This window comes from Mesorhizobium sp. M7A.F.Ca.AU.002.02.1.1 (assembly GCF_003998535.1).
Lineage (GTDB): Bacteria > Pseudomonadota > Alphaproteobacteria > Rhizobiales > Rhizobiaceae > Mesorhizobium > Mesorhizobium ciceri.
Genome location: NZ_RZPB01000575.1, coordinates 1 through 3,885, shown reverse-complemented (window position 1 = coordinate 3,885; position 3,885 = coordinate 1). Strand labels below are relative to the sequence as shown.

General features: G+C 63.2%; 3 protein-coding genes and 1 pseudogene. All 4 read right to left on the bottom strand.

Features of this window, described 5'->3' with window-relative positions; all coding sequences use genetic code 11:
* Positions 1 to 433, bottom strand: a pseudogene (locus EN879_RS27050) (ABC transporter permease); the annotation flags it as partial.
* Complete coding sequence (locus tag EN879_RS27045; protein WP_063169923.1) at positions 430 to 1,440, bottom strand: ABC transporter ATP-binding protein; 1,011 nt, start codon at positions 1,438 to 1,440, stop codon at positions 430 to 432. The pseudogene EN879_RS27050 and the gene EN879_RS27045, both read right to left, overlap by 4 nt.
* A gap of 228 nt (positions 1,441 to 1,668) precedes the next feature.
* Positions 1,669 to 2,823, bottom strand: a complete 1,155-nt coding sequence (locus tag EN879_RS27040; RefSeq protein WP_063169922.1) for an ABC transporter substrate-binding protein — start codon at positions 2,821 to 2,823, stop codon at positions 1,669 to 1,671.
* 219 nt (positions 2,824 to 3,042) lie between these two features.
* The coding region (locus EN879_RS27035; RefSeq protein ID WP_127274350.1) for a LysR substrate-binding domain-containing protein at positions 3,043 to 3,885 on the bottom strand (843 nt) is incomplete at its 5' end.

Sequence of the window (3,885 nt, the reverse complement as noted above, 5' to 3'; positions counted from 1 at the left end):
AGCTGGACCACAGCGGCAGCATGATGCCGAGATAGAACAAGGCCTTCCAGCGGCCGCGCGCATAGCGCGCCGCGTAGTAGGCGATGGGGAAGGCGATGACGGCCGAGGCCAGCGTGACCAGAGCCGCCATCGTCACCGTGCGCAGGATGATGTCGAGATTGGCAGCCTGGAACAGATCGCCATAGGTCTTGAGCGTGAACTCGCGGTCGATGAGGCCGGAAAACTCGTCGATGGAGAAAAAGCTCTGCGCCAGCAGCGCAAACAGCGAGCCGATATAGACGATGCCCAGCCACAAAACCGGAGGCAGCAGCATGAGCAGCAACAGGACCTTCGGCTTGCGCCAGAAAAGGTCCGACAGAGCGCCGCGCAGACCGCCGCTACCCGGCAGGATGGCGGGAGCGGTTGCACGCATCATGGCGGCGTCGAGGCTCATGCCGGCTCGTCCATCAGATGCAGGTGCTCGCGGTTGAAGGTCAGCACAACCGCCTCGCCTTCTGCCGGCAAGGCGATGCCGGCCGGCACGATGGCGTGCAGCCGCAGCCCGTCGGCGTCGAGCGCCAGCTTTGTCGTGGCGCCGAGATAATTGGTCGAGATGAGGCGGGCCGATACGCCTTCACCACTTGTGACCCCCTTGGCCGCGCGGCCGACGCGAATGGATTCAGGGCGGAGACTCCCCCAGCGATGCTGGCCGGAATAGCGCTGCACGAAATCCGGCGGCAGCACATTGGAGGAGCCGACGAAATCGGCGACGAAGCGGGTCCTCGGCCGCTGGTAGATATCTTCCGGAGTGCCGATCTGCATGATCTTGCCATCGTTGAAGACGGCGACGCGGTCGGCCATCGACAGCGCTTCGCCCTGGTCGTGAGTGACGAAGACGAAGGTGATGCCGAGCGCCTTCTGCAGCGACTTCAACTCCTCCTGCATGTTCTCGCGCAATTTGAGGTCGAGCGCGCCGAGCGGCTCGTCGAGCAGCAGCACCTTTGGCTGGTTGACCAGCGCGCGGGCCAGTGCCACGCGCTGGCGCTGGCCACCGGAAAGCTGGCCGGGCCGGCGGGCGCCATAGCCGGGCAGCCGCACCAGTGACAGCGCCTCTTCCGCCGCCTTGTGCCGCTCAGCCTTGCCGACGCCCTTGACCATCAGCCCGTAGGCAACGTTGTCGAGCACGTTCAGATGCGGGAACAGCGCATAATCCTGAAACACGGTGTTGACGTTGCGGCGATAGGGCGGAACGCCCTCGGCGCGGTCGCCGAAGATCGAGATCGAGCCCGATGTCGGCTGCTCGAAGCCGGCGATGAGGCGCAGGCAAGTGGTCTTGCCGGAACCAGACGGCCCGAGCATGGCGAAGAACTCGCCCGGCGCGATGTCGAGATCGACCGCGTCGACCGCGCGCACGCTGCCGAAATGGCGCGAGGCTTTCTGGAAGGAGACGGCGGAGGTCATGGGCTGTCAGTCCGTTGCCGGTTTGATGTGTTGATGTCGCGCGACGTCCTATCTCCCCCTTGTGGGGGTGAGAAGTGATCCGCATAGCGGAGGAAAGCCAATTGCTTGGCTTTTCGAGCTTCGAACGCCTGAGCCTTGCGAAGGGCCAGGCACTGCCACGAACTGCCGAGCAGACCCCACCCAGACGCTATGCGTCGACCCTCCCCACAAGGGGGAGGGCAAGGATGCTCATCGTCCGCCGATGACGCCGATATAGTCCGACACCCAGCGATAGTAGGGCACGCACTGATCGTTCTGGGTGGCGCATTTCGACACCGGCGTCTTCCAGAACTTGATCTTGTCGAAGTTCTCGTAGCCGTTGGTCTTGCAACCCTCGTCGGTCAAAAGCTCATTGCCCTTGCAGGCGGCGGGCACGACGGGCAGTGAGCCGAACCAGGCTGAGACATCGCCCTGCACCTTCGGCGACAGCGAATGTTCCATCCACATATAGGCACAGTTGGGGTTGGCGGCGTCGGCCTCCATCATGGTGGTGTCGGCCCAACCGGTGGCGCCCTCCTCCGGGATGGTGGAAGCGACCGGCTTCTTGGCGGCGACCAGCGTGTTGACCTGATACGGCCACGAGCCGGAAGCGACGACGCCTTCGTTCTGGAAATCGTCGACCTGGATGGCGGCGTCGTGCCAATAGCGGCCAACCAGTGTGCGTTGGACGCGCAGCAATTCGAGCGCCGCCTTGTACTGGCCCTCGTTCAGTTCATAGGGATCCTTGATGCCGAGTTCCGGTTTGTGGAACATCAGATAGTTGGCCGCATCCGCAATGTGGATCGGCCCGTCATAGGCCTGGACGCGGCCCTTGTTGGACTTGCCGTCCGGCAGCTTCATTTCCTCAAAGACGATGTTCCAGCTCTTGGGAGCCTCCTTGAACACGTCGGTGTTGTACATCAGGACGTTGGGACCCCACTGGTAGGGAACGCCGTAGTGGGCGCCGCCGACGGTGAACCACGGCGCGTCCTTGAGGCGCTCGTCGACCGTCTTCCAGCTCGGGATGAGATCGGTGTTGATCGGCTGCACGCGCTTGCCGGCAACGAGGCGCAACGAGGCATCGCCCGAAGCGGTGACGAGGTCGAAGCCGCCCTCATTCATCAGCGAGACCATCTCGTCGGAGGTGTTGGCGGTCTTGACGTTGACCTTGCAGCCGGTCTCCTTCTCGAAGGAAGTCACCCAGTCATAGCCCTTGTCGGTTTCGCCGCGCTCGATGTAGCCCGGCCAGGCAACGATGTTGACCTGGCCTTCGCCCTTGCCAAGTTCCTTGACCTGGGCGACGGCCTGACCGGAAAAGGTCAGCGCGACCGTCAGAGCAGTGCATGACTTCAGGAATGAATTCATTGTCGATCTCCCATTTAGGCGCCTGACCCTGAAAGCCGGTTTCGGTCTTCGTTAGGGGTCACGCGCGGACTGAAAACTGTCAGTTCGTCCGTTGGGCTTGATGCCGCTCTGATGGCGGCTTTGGTCCCTGAACCGAAAGTGCTTTGAAAATTCCGGTTTCGCAAATTCATTTATCAGAAGGGCGATATCGGTTTTTCCGATAGATGTGCAGCCGGCGTCTCAGGGACGCTGGCGGACCGTCCGTTGCGACTGGGCAAGACCGATGAAATCGCGCGCGGCCTGCGGCAGACCGGAGCCGCGCCGCCAGACCATGCCGACCTGGACCACCGGCAAGGAGCCGGAAATATCGCGCGATTCGATGCGGTCGCCTTCCAGCGACCAGGGCCGGTAGACGAGATCGGGCAGCAGCGCCACGCCGGCACCGGTGGCGACCAGACTGCGCACGGCCTCCACGGAACGGGTGCGGAAGGCGACATGCGGCTTGGCGCCGATCGCCGTCAGCAGCTTGCCGGTATTCTCCTCGATCTCGTCGACGGTCAGCATGATCAGCGTTTCGGAGGCAATGTCGCCAATGCTGATGATGTCGGCGCCGACGAGCGGATGACCGAGCGGCAGCCACAGCCGATAGGCCGAGACTTCGAGGATTTCCGACTGCAACGCGGTGCGGTCGCGCAAATTGGAGGTGACCATGACGGCAATGTCGAGCTTGCCGCCGATCAGGAGGTGTTCGAGATAATCGCCATTGTCCTCGATGGCAGAGACCTCGACGCCGGGATAGGCACGGCGGTAGCGGGCGAGCAGATCCGACAGCACATAGCCGGCGACCAGCGAGGTGACGCCGAGCTGCAGCCGGCCGGCCGCCACCGCCTGCTCGCCGGAGAAAGAGCGACGCGCGTCGGAAACATCGGCGAGGATTTTCGTCGCATGGCGCAGGAACTGGTGACCCTTGTGGGTGATGTTGAGGCCGCGCGGGTGGCGTTCGAACAGTTCGACGCCGAGATCGCTTTCGAGTTCCTTGATCGCTTCGGTGACCGACGATTGCGAGATGGAGAGGTTCTGGGC

Coding starts and splice junctions, on each gene's coding strand:
- EN879_RS27040 (WP_063169922.1), bottom strand. CDS start 2,823: ATGAATTCATTCCTGAAGTCATGCACTGCTCTGACGGTCGCGCTGACC.
- EN879_RS27045 (WP_063169923.1), bottom strand. CDS start 1,440: ATGACCTCCGCCGTCTCCTTCCAGAAAGCCTCGCGCCATTTCGGCAGC.